We start from the raw sequence: 15,561 nt of genomic DNA, 5'->3' as shown, positions 1-15,561 counted from the left end.
TGGCCGGGGATTAGAGCGGCGTGGAGCATAGATTCTGGACCCCGTAGCGGCAAGCAGCGGGCTTGTCTACCGCCGCCGGGCGCTTGAGCGATGACACGTTCTCGCCAAAAACGTCCCGCTATCATCATTTTTTCAGACTTTACAATGAAAGTTTCTGTTTATGTCGATACCACGGCTCGTCGCAATTGGCCTCGCCGCCGGCGCGTTTGTCGCGCCTGGCACCGGCTTCGCGTTGACCGCGTCCGATATCCCGCTGCCGCGGGAACGCCCAGGGTCGGCCGCAACGAAGGTGGACGCCGCCGAGGTTGGCGGCACCGAAACGGATGCCGCCGAAACCGATAGCGCCGAGACCGATGCCGCCGAGACCGAAGCCATCGGCACCGATACCAGCACGGCGGATGCGGAAATCGGCGACGATACCGCGCCCGGCCCGGACTTCTCCTCGAATGGTATCGCCCTGCCGAGGCAGCGGCCCGCGGAAGCCGGCCCCAGGTTCGGGTCGGACGGAGCCCTCGGGGCCGTCGCCGACGACGCCACGGCGACTGCGGTGCGCGAGGCGGTCAACCACATCTCCGCGCGACGCTTCGACGCCGCCCTGGCCATCAAGAAGAAGATTTCCGATCCCGCGGCGCGGACGCTTATCGAATTTCTCTATGTGCGCGATTACTCGCTATCGGCACCCTACTCCCGGATAGCGGATTTCCTCGACAACAATCCCGATTGGCCCAACCGCGAGCTCATCCGCAAGCGATTCGAGGTCGCCCTGCTCGCCCAGCGGGCGAAACCGGATGCCGTCATCGCCGCCTTTGAAGACGAGGCCCCGTTGAGCAGCGCCGGCACCATCGTGTTCGCCAGCGCACTGGACAAGGCCGGCAGCCTCGACAGGGCGCGTGCGATGATCCGCGCGCTGTGGCGCAGCGCGTCGCTGACCCAGGGCGAGGAAAAGCTGATTCTGGAGCGGTTTGGAAAGAACCTGACCAGTGAAGACCACAAGGCGCGCATGGACCGCCTGCTTTACAAAGGCGAGACGTCGGCGGCGCTCCGGGCGGCGAAGAAGCTCGGCGGCAACGAGCTGAAGCTGGCCGAAGCGCGAATCGCCGTGATCCGGCGCTCCAAGGCGGCCGGCTCTGCGCTCGACAAGCTGCCGGACGCCTCGAAGAAAGACCCGGGATATCTGCTGTCCAAGGTGCAATGGTACCGCCGCACCGGCAAGGAAACGGAGGCGGCCAAGCTGCTACTGTCCGCGACCTTCGACGATGACAAGCTCGTGGATCCCGACGAATGGGCGCTGGAGCGGCGTATCATCGCGCGCGAACTGATCGAGGAGGACAACGCCAAGGCGGCCTACGACCTCGTCAGCACACATGCCGCGGTGTCCCCGATCGACCAGCTGGAGAACGAATGGCACGCCGGCTGGATCGCGCTGCGCTTCCTGAAAGATGCGGAAACCGCGAAAAAGCACTTTGCCGAACTGAAGACGATCGCCACGACGCCCATCAGCCAGGCGCGGGCGGAATACTGGCTCGGCCGTGCAGCCGAAGAAGGCGGAGAACCGGAACGGGCGCTCGAGCACTATCTGGCCGCCGGCGCGTTTCCGACGACCTATTATGGTCAGCTGGCGCTCGACCGCGTCGGCCGCAATTCGGTGCCCGCCCCCGACAAGCCGCTCCTCGCCGATACGGCCAGACGTATCATCAACGAGCGCGACAGCGTTCGCGCCATGCGCCTGCTCGCCCAGATCGGTGAAAAGGACCGCGCGGCCCGATACATGATCTCGATGGCCAACGAGACCGACGACCCGCTTACCCTCGTCGGGCTGGCCGAAACCGCTCAGCGGATGGGCATGAAATGGGGCACCGTGTGGATCGGCAAGCGCGGCAGCCAGGCGGGCGCGCCGACGGATGCCTATGCATTCTCGACGGACGGCATGCCTGACTATCCGAAGATGGGCGCACCGATCGACCCGGCCGTGGTCTATGCGATCGCCCGCCAGGAAAGCGTATTCAATCCGGAGGCCGTGAGCCCGGCCGGCGCACGCGGCCTGATGCAGATGATGCCGGCGACGGCCAAGGCGACCGCCCGCTCCGTCGGCCAGCCTTACGATCTCAAGCGCCTGACCGCGGATCCGCGCTACAACGCGACCCTCGGCGCCGCCCATCTCGGCGAACTCGCGGATTATTACGACAACGCCTACGCCCTGGTCTTCGCCGCCTACAATGCCGGCCCCGGCCGCGTCAGCGAGTGGGTCGAGCGGTTCGGCGATCCGCGCAAGGGCGAGATCGATCCCGTCGACTGGGTGGAGCTCATTCCCTTCAACGAAACGCGCAACTACGTCCAGCGCGTGATGGAGGGCCTGCAGGTCTACCGCGCCAGCCTCGGTGGAAGCCAGAAACTGCTCATCGCCGACGACCTGAGACTGCCGATCGGCTACGGGAACACCATGATCGCCGTAGAAAACAGCATTCGTCCCGGCGGCATCTACGACAGTGGCGTGCCTGGCGTCTTCAGCGGCTTCGGCAACGGCCCGCTCGATACCGGCGGCGCACCGACAACCGCGCTGGGATTCGGCGAGGGGCACTGACCATGGCGGATACGGCGGTTGCCGAGACGCTCCCGGAAACCTCCGAAGCGTCGGCGGGATGGCGTGATGTCTATGTTACGGCGCGCGACGGGCTGCGGCTTCATCTGCGCGAATACGGAGAGCGAACCGGCCCTCACCTGCCCGTCGTCTGCCTGCCCGGCCTGACCCGCAACGCCCGCGACTTCCACGAACTCGCGATCTTCCTTTCGACCCACAAGCACCGGCCCCGGCGCATCGTCGCCATGGACTTCCGAGGACGCGGCGGCTCGGGCCACGACCGGAACTGGAAGAACTACTCGCCAATGGTCGAAATGGCCGATGTGCTGGACGTGCTCGTCGCTCGCGGCATCGAAACGGCCGCCTTCGTCGGCACCTCCCGCGGCGGCCTCGTCACCATGCTGTTGGCCGCGGCCCGTCCGACCGTTCTCGAAGCCGTCGTCTTGAACGATATCGGACCGGCGATCGACGGGCGTGGCCTGCTGCGCATCAAGAATGTTCTGTCCGGCACGAACGTTCCGGCGACATGGGACCAGGCCATCGATGGTCTGAAACGGGCGTACGAGGCTCATTTCCCCGCTCTCGACGATCCGGGCTGGGACCTCTTCGCACGCCGGACCTACGCCGACAAGGATGGCAGGCCACAGCGCGACTTCGACGCCAAGCTGATGAAAACGCTGAACAATATCGATTTTAGCCAGCCGCTGCCGACGATGTGGCCGCAATTCGACGGCCTAGCGCACATCCCCGTCATGGTGGTTCGAGGCGACCATTCCGACATCCTGTCGGCGGAGACGGCCGAGCGGATGCGGGACCTCCATCCCGATCTGGAACTCCTGACGGTCGACGGCACTGGCCACGCCCCGCTCCTGTTCGAACCGACCGTTCTGAACCGGATTTCCGCGTTCATTACAGCCGCCGAAGACCGACGATCCTAGAGGCGTCGACGGCCGGCCGCCCGGGCGTTCAGTCCCGCAGGACCAGTTCGATCCGACGGTTGCGCGTCTTGCCGGCGTCCGAGCCGTTCGAGGCCATCGGCCGGCTTTCTCCGTATCCGAGTACTGTGAAGCGTTTCGGAGCGAGGCCCTCGGCGACGAGAAGGTCCACGACCGTGCGCGCTCTTTCGAGACTGAGCCTGTAGTTGGCTTCGTCCGTGCCGTCCGAATCCGTATGTCCGGCGACTGCGATCAAGGTGTCCGGACAGCGCGCAGCTTCATAGGCGATCCGGTCGAGCGCGGGGCGACTGTCGGCACGCATTTGCGCCCGGCCCACCTCGAATTCGATCCTGCGGCCGTCCATGGCCGTCTCGATCGCGGCCTCGCAGAGTGGCGCGGCCACAACCGCTCCGGACGGTCCCGCTGACACATCGATGTCGTCGGCTTCATAGCCCTCCGGCCAACCGGTCGCGAGGGCCCGCAGCAACTCGGTTTTCGCGGATCGGTGAAAGGCGGCTCCGGTCACGGAGATCCGGCCATCGCTCAGGCTCGCCTCGCCCTGCGCCAAACGGGTCATCATCTCGACCGCCCGCTCGGCTGCATCTGCAAACAGTGGCGGCGCGCCAGGCCGTTCGACGACGATTGTCGTCAGCGACCTGTCGGGAAACGCCGCCTCGGCGGCCGCAACGATTGTCGCCTTTGACTGCTCGTCCGGAACGGAGCCGCGGAGTTCGATGGTATTGCGCGTCAGCCTGATCGTGAGGCCGTAGGCGGGGGACTCGGGGGATCTGGACGCCGTCCATCCGGAATTCGAAGCCAGGCCGCCGGATACAGGAAGGAAAGCGAGGCTCGCGACGAAAATGACGCCGGCGATGACAAATGGGCGGTAATGCCCGAAATGGATCGGCATAAAACACGGCCCGGCGCGGTTCGTCAGATCGGGAAGTCAGGCGTTTCGAACCAGACGGATGGTCGACGCCTTCGGAAAGAAGACCCTGGCAAAAAAGAAAACCCCGGCAGCTTGCGCCGCCGGGGTATCTGGTCGGGGGACCGGTCCGAAGACCGGCCGTCCCTTAAACCGGATCAGAACGACCGGGTGACCTGGAAGGCGGCCGAGAAGGCGCCGTCCGAGTTGTCTGCCGCCGGGCCACAGATGCCCACCGGGCCAATGCAGCCACCGGTCTGCGGCAGGCCGTAGTCGGCGTTGCCGTACACCAGGTCGACGTTGAACGTCGTCCGCGGAACCGGGGTCCACGCGAAGTCCAGATAGACCTGCCAGAAGTCGTTGGACGAGTCCGAGGCAAGCGTGGTCGGGACGAAGAAGTTCGTGATCACGTCGTCAGCAGACACGTTGCCATAACCGCCGCCGAGCGTCGAAGCGAAAGTCGGCGTCCAGTTATGCGTGTAGCTGGCGAGCAGCGACCAGGTCGTCACGGTGTCGACGATGCAGCCACCCGTCGCCGGGGTCAGCACGTTGCAAGCACCCCAGATCGCGTTGATAACGCCAGTTCCACCCTGGGCGCCAGCAAAGCTGTCCTGGAAGTACTGGTGCGCACCGTCCGTGTAGATGGCCTTGAACGCGAAGTAGTCGCCTTCACCAACGGAAGGAACGTTCAGGACCAAGCCGAACAGAGCGGCCCAACCGATTTCGGAATCGGTCTGGGTGCCCGGATACGGCGCCGGAGCGGCACCACCAAGCGAGACCTCACGGAACTCGTTGTTGGTGATAGCACCCGACAGCTGGGCATTACCCCAGTCGCCGTCGACGCGAAGGTTCGCGACGATATCAGGCATGTCGTTGCGGTCGTTGACCACATTGGCCGGGAACAGAAGACCAACCTGGTTCCACGCACCGGGGTTCACACCGCGCGGGAAACCGACCAGGCCGGCTGCACCATAAGCGGTCGGAGCAGTGTAATCCTGATCTTCCAACGCGACCGACAGCGAGAAGCCGTTGCCGAAGCTGGCCGTGTAACGGATCTGGTTACGGCGCATGAAGTTGTCGCCGATGATCACGTACGGGTCAGTCGTCGAAGCGGACGAGTCCAAGTGCAGGAACGTCGACCAGGTCTTACCAAACGTCCAGTTACCGAACTGAACGAAAGCGTGACGCAGATCAAACGAACCGCCGGTACGGGCGTCGTTGTCCGAAGCCTGCATTTCGACAAAAGCACGGACGGTGCCGTACTCGGTCGAGGTGCGGGCGTCGAAGTTCACACGGCCCTGACCGTACATCTGGATCCGGTCGGTAAGCGTGTGTCCGTCCGGAACGATCGAGTCCGGGCGATAGAACTCGTCACCGAACCACTGGTCTTCCGCGCCGACCACAACGAGTCGAGCGAAACCACCGACCTTGAAGCAGATGTCCGTTCCCGGCAGCTCGATGAAGCCGGTGATGTCACACCGGTACACCGGCTCCCGGGGAGCCTTAACATCCATCATCATGTCGGCGGCCTGGGCCCCAGTCGTAGCTGCGAGGAAAGCCGCAGCCGAGCCGAGGAAGATGTTTCTCATATTGTTCATCCTGACCTCCAATTTCCACCTTAGGGACCAGGTTTCGTTCCTCTGGGCGCGAGCCACTGGACTTCCCCTAATTCCCCACGAAATTACCTGCGAGCCGAGGCGACCCCGAACGCAAGCGTTGCGACTCCCCGGATTTCCGGCGTCGCATCGCCAACTTACCCAACACCGATTGCCGATCAACAAACAAAGCCGCTCTGAGGGCCCGGAACGGCTGCTTTTCCAAGTGGTGTTGCAGAAAGTCCACGTTGTTACCCGGATGCCCCAGTTTCCCAGCGGATTTCAAGGAGAACAAGGCGAAACGGGGCCGTTCCAGCCCTCCTTTTCCGGCCTGTTTCCGGTTTTCGAGGGCATTACGGGCGGCACGACCCGTTAAGGATCGAGCGGCGCGACCGCCCCTTTCCAGTCGTCCGAAGGGCAATTGGGCCGTTCCTACGGCGATGATTCTGCTGGGAGCGATAGCCGCGATTCTCTTTTGACGCGCGGACGACAACAAAATGTCCCCGGCGGACGGCAGCCCGCCGGGGAACTGGATCGTATCGGCGCAAGAACGCCGTTGGTCGCGATCAGAACGAGCGCACGATATCCAGCGCCACTGCGAGAGCACCCTGATCGTCGGTCGCGCCCGGGTTAGCCGTAAAGGGATCGAATCCGCCGGCAGGCGTCGTGCCCGCGCCATTGAAATCGACATGGCCGTAGTGGACACCGAACATGATTGTCAGGTTCGCGACGGGCATCCACGAGACGTTTCCGAAGATTTCGTACGTGTCCATGTCGAAATCAGAGGATAGGGACGGCGCCCCGGCATTGAACACGGTCAGCGGCGCGCTGACGTTCTGATAGCCCGCACCAACCGTCGACGACCAGGTCGGCGACCAATTGTGGGTGAAGCTCGCCAGCACGGACCACGTCGTCACCGTCTCGACGGAGCAGTCGCCGTTTGCCGGAACGAGCCAGTCGCAGGCTCCCCAGACCGTGTTCGTCGTCCAGAGGAAGTTGTCCTGATTGTACTGGGTGGCGCCATCCGTATAGATGGCCTTGAAGGTGATGTAGTCACCCTCGCCGGTCGTCGGCGTGTTCACGAGCAGGCCGAACAAGGCCGCCCAACCGATCTCCGAATCCGTCTGATTACCCGGAACGGGCGCCGGGGCATTGCCGAGAAACACGTCCCGGAACGCGTTTTTATGCAGGGCACCGGACAGTTGCGCCGAGCCCCAGTCGCCTTCGGCCTTTATATTGGCGACGACGTCCGGCAACTCGTTTCGGTTGCTGACCACCGCGCAACCGCCACCGCAGAATCCCCAGACCGGCGCGAACAAACCGGCCGCCGTGATAGCGCTCGGCGTCGTGTAGTCCTGGTCTTCCACCGCGACCGACACCGAGACCCCCTTGCCGAAGCTCTGGGTGTAACGAATCTGATTGCGGCGCATGAAGTTGTCGCCGGTCACCGTCAGCAGGTCGGTATAGACGGGGCTTGAGTCGAGGCTCAGGAAGGTCGACCAGGTCTTGCCGAAGGTCCAGTTGCCGAACTGGACGAAGGCATGACGCAGATCGAACGAACCGCCGGTACGGGTGTCATTGTCCGTGGCCTGCATTTCCACGTAGGCGCGGACCGTGCCGTACTCCGTCGAAGTGCGCGCATCGAAGTTGACACGACCGACCGCGTACATGCCGACGGTATCTTCCAGCGTATGCCCGTCCGGGACGATGCCGTAGGCGGCACCTGTCCCAAAGGCGTCCCACTGATCCTCGGACGCATAGGCCACAAGCATGGCGTATCCGCCCACCTTGAAGCAGATGTCGGTGCCCGGCAGCTCTATGAAGCCCGTGATGTCGCAACGGTAAACCGGTTCACGCGGCGCCTTCACGTCCATCATCATGTCGGCGGCCTCGGCCCCGGTCGTGAAGGCGATTGCCGTCGCCGATCCAAGCAGAAGCGTCTTCAACTTCGTCATTCATCTCTCCGAGAGGCACCCTCACAAGAATTTGGCTGCGACGAGAACCGCCGATGGCTGCGCCAAATACCGCTTCGCGACCAGGTGCCATTTTTGATCGCAGCGTCCGTCCCCACGTGACGTGGCAGGGAAACTGACGAGAGCCGTGAAGACGGGCAATCGGAAATTTCGAAAGACGACCGGCGCAAAGGCGATTTCGACCCCATGTAACGCGGCCGCCACAGCCGCTCGGCCAACCAGGCCGTTGTCGCCCGCATGACGGCCGATCGCTGCCCGGGCTTTGCGAAACCTGCTCCAACAAAGGGCTACCGGTACGCACGCCGCCGTTCGCAATCAGACGATGGCGGCTCCAACCTCGCGGGCGCCATGCCAGATCATCACCAGGGCGACGTAGAGAACGATCGACAGCCCAACCCAGGCCAGCCACCGATGGCGATCGAGAAGGCGGGCGATCAGGGTGGCGGCGGCGCCCATCAGGATTATCGACAGCAACAGGCCCGCCGCCAGAACGTACGGATGGTCGCGCGCCGCGCCGGCGACCGCCAGCACATTGTCCAGGGACATCGATATATCCGCGATGACGATCTGCTTCATCGCCTGGCCTGCAGTCTTTACCGGCACGGCCCTCGCTTCGTCGGTGTCCAGATCATCGGCCAGCAGTTCAGCGCCGGCGTGTTCCGCAGCGCCTTCGGCCAGCTCCCGGTAGAGCTTCCAGCACACCCACAGCAGCAGGATGCCGCCGGCGAGCAGCAGACCGACAATCTGCATCAGCTGGGTTGTGGCGAGCGCCAGGGCAATTCGCAGAACTACGGCCCCGGCGATGCCGTAGAAGATCACCTTGCGGCGCATATGCGCCGGCGCCCCCACCGCCGCCATCGCGACGACGACGGCATTGTCGCCTGCCAGTACGATATCGATGAAGACGACCTGGAGGATGGCAATCAATTGCTCGGGCAACGTCGAACCTTCAAACCCACCGGCTTTCGAGCCAGGCCCGTGCACAGGTTACCGGCCGCATGGGGCTTTCCGCGACGGGATCGGCGCGCGCTCCCGCCACGCCTCAAGACGGCCGCGAGCGATCCGGCCCCGACAGAATTGCAATTATGTCGTCGAGCGCATTGTTCAATCGCTCTAGGCGCTCCTCTCCGATTTCGGCGATCAGTTCTCCGAACGCCGCCTCGGTCTCCGCTCCCATTTCCTCGACCAGCGCCCGCCCCTTGTCGGCAAGGGAAACGATGACGCGCCGCTTGTCGGCGTCGTTCGTGCGACGATTGATCAGGCCGGCCGCATCCATCTTGGGGAGTATCCGCGACAGGCTCGCGGGATGAATAAGGCACCACTCGCTTAACGAGAGGATCTCGGTCTCGCGAAGATCGGCAAGGACGCGCAGGATGCGCCACTGCTGTTCGGTGATCTGATGGGAATGCAGGATCGGGCGGAAGCGCGAAATCACCGCCTCTCTCGCCCGCAGGAACTTCATCGGAATCGCCTGGCTGAACGGCCGCATCACGCCTTGCTCTTCGGCGCCACTGCGTCCGTCGAGCGGCGCGTCGCGTTTGCGATCATGCGGTGCTGAATGCGCCATTGTTCGCCACCAAACTAATTTAGTTACGCATACATTGGCGACATCGGAAAGCGGGTTTATTTCTCCGGCAAATCTAACCAAACCTGCCGTTACGGAAGTCTAGTAGCGATAATTTTAATCAAAACAACCATATAGATGGCCGATGCCGGATTGGGCGAATTCGCAACCTGTGCTTGCTGCGCCGCGATTTGGCCAACGCTTCGCTTGGCGGGGGCCTGCGAACCGGCCGAAAAAACGACGAATCAAGCCTCGCGTGGCCGCAAGGCGTGCCTCACCGCGCGACGATGGGCTGCGCTTCCAGCACGGGCTCGACCGGAGCTGTTCCCTCGAAAAACGACCCCTCCTCGAACCAGCTCCTGGGCGCGGGATGGCCCCACAGGGTCTGACGCTGGGGATCGCGCAGCGTCCAGCGGATCGGCTCCATATCCGGGTCGGCCGTGAGATAGTCCGACGTAAACAGCTCTACGCGATGCCCGTCCGGATCGCGAACATAGAGGAAGAACGCGTTGGAGATGCCGTGCCGGCCGGGGCCCCGCTCCATGTTCCCCAGGTAGCCGCTCGTCGCCATGACGTCGCAGATATGCAGGATATCGAGCGGCGTCGCGGTCCACATGCCGATGTGATGCAGGCGCGGCCCCCTGCCGTTGGTGAAGGCGAGGTCGTGGACGTTGCCCTTGCGGTGCATCCAGATCGCCCACAGCCTCGGATCGGGATCCTCGGTCTCGGTGTACTCGGTCACGCGGAAGCCGACGGCGGTGTAGAAGTCGTGGCTCATCTGCACGTCTGGCGTGAAGCAATTGACGTGGTCGATGCGCTGGATGCGGGCACCGCGATGATGCGCATACTTCTGCAGCATCGAGGGGGCCTGCTCCATTTCGAAATAGAACTCGATCGGCATGCCGAGCGGATCGACGGCCTGCAGCGTGCGGCCCTGGTGCGGACGCTCGACGAATTCGGCCCGCAGGCCCTGCTCGTCGAACCAGAAGGCGGCCCGGTCGAGGTCCTCTTCGCTGGCGACCTTGAAGCCCATCGTCCGCACGACGGGTTTCTCGGCGCGTACCAGAACGATCGAGTGATGGTTCCGCTCCTCGATCCCGCGCAGATAGATGCGATCGGCGGATTCGGCCGTCACGTGGAGGCCCAGACAGTCGACATAGAATGCCCGCGACGCGTCGAGATCGGTCACGGCGAATTCCACATGGCTGACGCGGACGATGTTGAACGGCGGGTTCATCACGGGCTTGGCAACGGGCATGGTCCTGAACTTTCCTTTCGGCGCGGAACTAAGGCGGCGGTATGTCCGGTCGGGGCCTGGCCGGTCACGGCGAATGCGACATTCGCCCGGCGGGCACGTGGCCGGAGCCGAATCCCAGAGGTCTCATACCTGTTCCTCCCTCGCGATGGTCCGCACCCTCCCCCGAAAGTCCCGGTGTCCCGTCAAACGCCGATGCGCGGCACCGTGTGGCCGCCGAGGCCGATCGCGATGTTCTTGGTTTCCATGTAGAAATCGAAGCTGAAGTCGCCGCCGTCACGGCCGATACCCGACGACTTCGTGCCGCCGAACGGGGTCGGCAGATGGCGGACGTTCTCCGAATTGACCCAGACCATGCCGGCCTCCACCTCCTGAGCTATCCGGTGCGCGCGGCCGACATCGTTGGTCCAGAGATAGGCGGCCAGGCCGTAGCGGACATCGTTGGCGATCGCCAACGCTTCCTCCTCGTCCTCGAACGGGATCATCGTCAGCACGGGTCCGAAGATCTCCTCTTGGGCGATCCGCATGTCATTGCGGGCATTGGTATAGAGCGTCGGCTCGACGAAGTTGCCTTCCTCGCCGACCCGGCCGCCACCGGCCGCTATCGTCGCACCGTCCTCCTTGGCGGCATTGACATAGCTCATGACCTTTTCGAGGTGGCGCGGGTGGATCAGCGGCCCGATCTCGGTCTTCGGATCGAGCGGATGGCCGACCCGCATTTTCTTCACGCGTTCCGCGGCCTTGGCGGTGAATTCCTCATAAATCGATTCATGAACCAGCGCGCGGCTGGACGAGGTGCAGCGCTCGCCGTTCAGCGAATAGATCATGAACAGGACGGCATCGAGCGCCTTGTCGAGGTCGGCATCGTCGAAGACGATCACCGGGTTCTTGCCGCCGAGTTCGAAGTGAACGCGCTTCAGGGTCGGCGCGCCCTGCGCCATGATGTGGCTGCCGGTCGCCGATTCCCCGACGAAGCCGATCGCCTTGATGTCGGGATGCTCGGTCAGCGCCTTGCCGGCCTCCTCGCCGATGCCGTGCACCGTGTTGAGGACACCGGCGGGCAGCCCCGCCTCCGCGCATATCTCGGCCAGCAGCGTCGCCGTCAGCGGGCTCCATTCGGCCGGCTTGTGAACGACCGTGCAGCCCGCGGCCAGTGCCGGCGCGATCTTCCAGGTCGACAACATGAACGGCGTGTTCCACGGCGTGATGACGCCGACGGGGCCGATGGGAACGCGCATCGTGTAGTTGAGGTGCGTCGCCGTCGGCAGCGACACGCCGTCGGCGGCCGAGGGTGCGCGGTCGGCGAAGAAGCGGAAGTTCTCGGCCCCGCGCAGCGCCGCCTTCGCCATGTAGCGGATCGGCTGGCCGGTATCGAGGCACTCGATGAAGGCGATCTCCTCCGCCCGCGCCTCGATCGCATCGGCAATCCGATGCAGAACGGCGCGCCGCTCCGCCCCCTTGGTCTTGCGCCAGGTCCTGAACGCAGCCATCGCAGAGCGGGCGGCGAGATCGATGTCCTGCGCCCCGCCCCTGGCGACCGAAGCGAGCACCGCACCGTCGACGGGCGAGGCCGTCTCGAAGGTCGCGCCGTCGCCGGGATACCGCTTGCCATCGATGAAATGGGCGACCGGACCGTCGGCGAACTGTTTCAGATAGCCCTCGGCGCGGTCCAGGACCGCGCGATCGACGACGTTTACCGGGTCGTTCATCGGGGCGTTCATGAGGCAGTCTCCCTGTTGCGGCGCTCGCGGATCGTATTCCGGCGAAACGTCATCGCGCGGTCGATCTCGTGGACCTCCACGGCGAGCGAAACCGGCGTTGTCGCCAACAGGTCGGCGAGCGCGCCTTCGGCCGTGGCCAGCAGCGCCCTGCCGAGGCCCTGCCTGGCGTCGACCGGACGCCCCTGACCGACGCGCGCGGTGATATGGACGAAACCGTTTTCGGGATTGCCGTCGCCGACCTTGAAGACGTCACGACACACCGCGCGGCTGCGGATTCCGTCGATATCGAACAGGCCGCTGGCCAGCGCGGTCTCGTGCAGGCCGTCGATCAGACCGGCCAGGTCCATCTCCGGCTCGAGATTGGAACTGTACTCGACGATCACGTGCGGCATCGCGCGTTGTATCCCTGGTGCGGGCCATGGTTTGGGCGATGGTTCCGGCCGATCCTACCGTGCGCCCTATATCGTTGGCACATCAAACCATATATTCGGCCCCGGCCGCACCGGTTAATCGCGCCGAGCAGCCGGCCAGCCGGCGGTATGGCGTTGGCGCATAGCCCCCTGTCCGTCCCGACCGGTTCCCAGCGGCGCCAATCGCGTTAGTCTCGGTCCCGTATCAGTCCGAATCCAGAGCCCGTCCCACATGAGCCATTCTCCAGATTTCGCCATCGGCAAGCCGGTCCGCCGCAGCGAGGACCCCAAGCTGGTCAGCGGCCACGGCCGCTACACCGACGACATCTCGCTGCCCGGCCAGGCCTACGGCGTGGTGGTGCGCAGCCCCTTCGCGCACGGCACGATCCGCGGGATTGATGTCTCGGCCGCCCTGGACCTGCCGGGCGTGCTGGCGGTGTATACGGGCGCGGACCTCGCCGAAGCCGGCTACGCGGGCCTGCCCTCGGTGCTGCAGATGGCGAACCGGGACGGCACGCCGATGGTGAAGCCGTTCCGTCCGGTGCTGGCGACGAACAAGGTGACGTTCGTCGGCGATCCCGTCGCCTTCGTCGTCGCGGAGTCGGCAACCGTCGCCCGCGACGCCGCCGAGGCGGTCGAGATCGATATCGATCCGCTTCCCGCCGTCACCGACGCGGAGCAAGCCCTCGAACCGGGCGCGCCGCAGATTCTCGACGACGCCCCCGGCAACCTCGGCATCGACTACCATTCAGGCGACACCGACGCCGTCGACGCGGCGATCGCCGCGGCCGACCACGTCACGACGCTGGCGCTGACCAGCGACCGGCTGGTGGTCGCGGCGATGGAGCCGCGCGCGGCACTCGCTGCCTACGATCCCGATAGCGGCCGCTACGAGGTGCACGTGCCGAGCCAGGGCGTGTTCGCCATGCGCAACATGCTGGCCGGCGTGCTCGGCGTCGACCAGAGCCGGGTGCGGCTGCTGACCGCCAATGTCGGCGGCTCCTTCGGCATGAAGTCGATGCTCTATCCCGAGACCGTCTGCGTGTGCCATGCCGCCAAGGCCCTGGGCCGACCGGTGAAGTGGACGTCCGACCGCTCCGGCGCCTTCCTCTCCGACAGCCACGGCCGCGATATCCAGGTGACGGGCACGCTGGCGCTGGACAAGCGCGGCACCATCAAGGCGCTGCGGATCACCGGCTTCGGCAATCTCGGCGCCCATCTCGGCCACGTCGCGCCGCTCTACTTCACCATCAACATCGCCAAGAACGTGGTCAGCGTGTACCGCACGCCGCTGGTCGAGGTCTCCATCAAGTGCGCCTTCACCAACACCACGTTCACCGGCCCCTATCGCGGCGCCGGGCGGCCCGACGCCAACTACCTGATGGAGCGGCTGATCGAGACCGCCGCCAGCGAAATGGGCCTCGACCCGGTCAAGATACGCAAGCGCAACCAGATCAGGCCGGGCCAGATCCCCTACGCCGCCCCCTCCGACCTCACCTATGACAGCGGCGACTTCCCCGGTGTGTTCGACGAGGCGCTGGCGCTGGCCGACTGGACGGACTTCAAGGCACGCCAGCGCGAGGCGAAGAAGCGCGGCCGGCTGCTCGGGCGCGGCATCGGCAGCTATCTCGAGGTGACCGCCCCGCCGAACAAGGAGATGGGCGGCATCCGCTTCGAGCCGGACGGCGACGTCACCATCATCACCGGCACGCTGGACTATGGCCAGGGCCATGCCTCGGCCTTCGCGCAGGTGCTGTCGGAAAAGCTCGGCGTGCCGTTCGACCGCATCCGGCTCCTGCAGGGCGATTCCGACGAACTGATCCACGGCGGCGGCACCGGCGGCTCGCGCTCGGCGATGATGAGCGGGGCGGCGATCGTGGAGGCGGCGCAGAAGGTCGTCGAGAAGGGCAAGCAGCTTGCCGGCCTGGCGCTCGAAGCCGCCGTCGAGGACATCGTGTTCTCCGACGGCACCTTCACCGTGGCCGGCACCGACATCGCCATCGACATCATGGACCTCGCCGACAGGGTCCGTCACGGGCTCGCCCTGCCCGACGGCATGGAGGACGGCCTCGACGTCACCCACCTGACCGAGGCCCTGCCCTCCTCCTTTCCCAACGGCACGCATGTCGCCGAGGTGGAGATCGATCCGGAAACCGGCGTCGTCGCCGTCGTGCGCTACGCGATGGTCAACGACTTCGGCACCGTCATCAATCCGATGCTGGTCGAAGGCCAGCTGCACGGCGGCGTCGTGCAGGGCATCGGCCAGGCGCTGATGGAGTTCACCGCCTACGACGACGACGGCCAGCTCTTGACCGGCTCGTTCACCGACTACGCCATGCCGCGCGCCGACACAATTCCCGCGTTCGCGTTCGCCAGCCATCCCGTGCCGGCGACGACCAACCCGCTCGGCGCCAAGGGCTGCGGCGAAGCCGGTTGCGCCGGCTCGCTGTCGGCGGTCATGAACGCGGTCATCGACGCCCTGCGGCCGTACGGCGTCACCCACATGGACATGCCGGTGACGCCGGAAAAGGTGTGGCGGGCGGTGAATGGGGCGAACAGCGGCCCGCGATAGAGCCGTACCGGATGTCACGGTCAACACCGGGCC

The 15,561-nt window shown here is 65.0% G+C and carries 11 protein-coding genes; 3 read left to right on the top strand and 8 right to left on the bottom strand.

The features are described 5' to 3' along the window. The first annotated feature begins 160 nt into the window (after positions 1-160). Positions 161-2,581 (top strand): lytic transglycosylase domain-containing protein, encoded by a 2,421-nt coding sequence (locus ACSF9G_RS09660; RefSeq protein ID WP_436640937.1) that lies wholly within the window; start codon positions 161-163, stop codon positions 2,579-2,581. Between the two features lie 2 nt (positions 2,582-2,583). Next, the gene (locus ACSF9G_RS09655; RefSeq protein WP_436640935.1) at positions 2,584-3,516 is read left to right on the top strand and encodes an alpha/beta fold hydrolase; all 933 of its coding nucleotides are present in this window, start codon (positions 2,584-2,586) and stop codon (positions 3,514-3,516) included. A gap of 28 nt (positions 3,517-3,544) precedes the next feature. On the opposite strand, the gene ACSF9G_RS09650 is transcribed toward ACSF9G_RS09655, so the two are convergent. The 8 genes from ACSF9G_RS09650 to ACSF9G_RS09615 form a co-directional block, all read right to left on the bottom strand. Beyond that, positions 3,545-4,423, bottom strand: coding sequence for an OmpA family protein (locus ACSF9G_RS09650; protein WP_436640933.1), 879 nt, complete (start codon positions 4,421-4,423; stop codon positions 3,545-3,547). A 173-nt stretch (positions 4,424-4,596) separates the two neighbouring features. Further along, the gene (locus ACSF9G_RS09645; protein ID WP_436640931.1) at positions 4,597-6,027 is read right to left on the bottom strand and encodes a DcaP family trimeric outer membrane transporter; all 1,431 of its coding nucleotides are present in this window, start codon (positions 6,025-6,027) and stop codon (positions 4,597-4,599) included. Positions 6,028-6,599: 572 nt separating this feature from the next. Then, positions 6,600-7,988: a DcaP family trimeric outer membrane transporter gene (locus ACSF9G_RS09640; RefSeq protein WP_436640929.1), complete on the bottom strand. Its 1,389-nt coding sequence runs from the start codon at positions 7,986-7,988 to the stop codon at positions 6,600-6,602. Positions 7,989-8,321: 333 nt separating this feature from the next. Continuing rightward, a complete protein-coding gene (locus tag ACSF9G_RS09635; RefSeq protein WP_436640927.1) occupies positions 8,322-8,990 on the bottom strand; it encodes a YjbE family putative metal transport protein in 669 nt (222 codons plus the stop codon). A gap of 58 nt (positions 8,991-9,048) precedes the next feature. Then, the gene (hpaR, locus tag ACSF9G_RS09630; protein ID WP_436640925.1) at positions 9,049-9,573 is read right to left on the bottom strand and encodes a homoprotocatechuate degradation operon regulator HpaR; all 525 of its coding nucleotides are present in this window, start codon (positions 9,571-9,573) and stop codon (positions 9,049-9,051) included. 271 nt (positions 9,574-9,844) lie between these two features. After that, positions 9,845-10,828, bottom strand: coding sequence for a 3,4-dihydroxyphenylacetate 2,3-dioxygenase (gene hpaD / locus ACSF9G_RS09625; RefSeq protein WP_436640923.1), 984 nt, complete (start codon positions 10,826-10,828; stop codon positions 9,845-9,847). A gap of 182 nt (positions 10,829-11,010) precedes the next feature. Then, positions 11,011-12,534 (bottom strand): 5-carboxymethyl-2-hydroxymuconate semialdehyde dehydrogenase, encoded by a 1,524-nt coding sequence (gene hpaE, locus ACSF9G_RS09620; protein ID WP_436642100.1) that lies wholly within the window; start codon positions 12,532-12,534, stop codon positions 11,011-11,013. Positions 12,535-12,542: 8 nt separating this feature from the next. Then, a complete protein-coding gene (locus ACSF9G_RS09615) occupies positions 12,543-12,938 on the bottom strand; it encodes a 5-carboxymethyl-2-hydroxymuconate isomerase (RefSeq protein WP_436640921.1) in 396 nt (131 codons plus the stop codon). A gap of 250 nt (positions 12,939-13,188) precedes the next feature. Here ACSF9G_RS09615 and ACSF9G_RS09610 point away from each other — a divergent pair, with 250 nt between their 5' ends. Then, complete coding sequence (locus ACSF9G_RS09610) at positions 13,189-15,528, top strand: xanthine dehydrogenase family protein molybdopterin-binding subunit (RefSeq protein ID WP_436640918.1); 2,340 nt, start codon at positions 13,189-13,191, stop codon at positions 15,526-15,528. Positions 15,529-15,561: the final 33 nt, after the last annotated feature.

Origin of the sequence: Microbaculum mangrovi, assembly GCF_051390635.1 — a bacterium.
Classification (GTDB): domain Bacteria; phylum Pseudomonadota; class Alphaproteobacteria; order Rhizobiales; family Tepidamorphaceae; genus Microbaculum.
The sequence above is the reverse complement of the archived record's forward strand: the minus strand, read 5'-3'. Positions and strand labels throughout refer to the sequence as shown.

What these genes read in the sequence shown, in the direction of transcription:
- ACSF9G_RS09660 (WP_436640937.1), top strand. Translation starts at nt 161, where the DNA reads ATGTCGATACCACGGCTCGTCGCAATTGGCCTCGCCGCCGGCGCGTTT.
- ACSF9G_RS09655 (WP_436640935.1), top strand. Translation starts at nt 2,584, where the DNA reads ATGGCGGATACGGCGGTTGCCGAGACGCTCCCGGAAACCTCCGAAGCG.
- ACSF9G_RS09650 (WP_436640933.1), bottom strand. Translation starts at nt 4,423, where the DNA reads ATGCCGATCCATTTCGGGCATTACCGCCCATTTGTCATCGCCGGCGTC.
- ACSF9G_RS09645 (WP_436640931.1), bottom strand. Translation starts at nt 6,027, where the DNA reads ATGAGAAACATCTTCCTCGGCTCGGCTGCGGCTTTCCTCGCAGCTACG.
- ACSF9G_RS09640 (WP_436640929.1), bottom strand. Translation starts at nt 7,988, where the DNA reads ATGACGAAGTTGAAGACGCTTCTGCTTGGATCGGCGACGGCAATCGCC.
- hpaR (WP_436640925.1), bottom strand. Translation starts at nt 9,573, where the DNA reads ATGGCGCATTCAGCACCGCATGATCGCAAACGCGACGCGCCGCTCGAC.
- hpaD (WP_436640923.1), bottom strand. Translation starts at nt 10,828, where the DNA reads ATGCCCGTTGCCAAGCCCGTGATGAACCCGCCGTTCAACATCGTCCGC.
- hpaE (WP_436642100.1), bottom strand. Translation starts at nt 12,534, where the DNA reads ATGAACGACCCGGTAAACGTCGTCGATCGCGCGGTCCTGGACCGCGCC.
- ACSF9G_RS09615 (WP_436640921.1), bottom strand. Translation starts at nt 12,938, where the DNA reads ATGCCGCACGTGATCGTCGAGTACAGTTCCAATCTCGAGCCGGAGATG.
- ACSF9G_RS09610 (WP_436640918.1), top strand. Translation starts at nt 13,189, where the DNA reads ATGAGCCATTCTCCAGATTTCGCCATCGGCAAGCCGGTCCGCCGCAGC.